The organism is Vibrio sp. 2033 (assembly GCF_033339735.1).
The window spans coordinates 1-574 of the sequence record NZ_JAWOVC010000625.1; the positions used below are offsets into that span (position 1 = coordinate 1).

The 574-nt window shown below is 46.7% G+C and carries 1 pseudogene; it reads left to right on the forward strand.

From position 1 onward, the window contains the following. Positions 1-574: pseudogene (locus tag R7P74_RS28155) on the forward strand (AAA family ATPase); the annotation flags it as partial.

Sequence of the window (574 nt, forward strand, 5' to 3'; positions counted from 1 at the left end):
AAGACAGAGATCGCTCGTCGTCTTGCTAAACTAGCCAATGCACCATTCATCAAAGTCGAAGCAACAAAGTTCACCGAAGTGGGCTACGTTGGTAAAGAAGTTGAAACCATCATTCGTGACCTGACTGATGTCGCTGTGAAGATGACCCACCAACAAGCGATGGAAAAAGTGAAATTCCGCGCAGAAGAGCAAGCTGAAGAGCGCATTCTCGATGCACTACTGCCACCAGCACGCGATAGCTGGGGTCAAGTCGAGCAAAAAGAAGACACCTCAAACACGCGTCAAATCTTCCGTAAAAAACTGCGTGAAGGTCAGCTAGACGATAAAGAGATTGAAATCGATGTAGCAGCGCCTCAAATGGGTGTGGAGATCATGGCACCTCCTGGTATGGAAGAAATGACCAACCAGCTACAAGGCATGTTCCAAAACCTTGCCGGCGACACCAAGAAAAAGCGTAAGCTGAAAATCAAAGACGCGATGAAAGCGCTGGCAGAAGAAGAAGCTGCAAAACTTGTAAACCAAGAAGAGCTAAAAGAAGCCGCGATTTTCAACGTAGAAAACAACGGTATTGTTT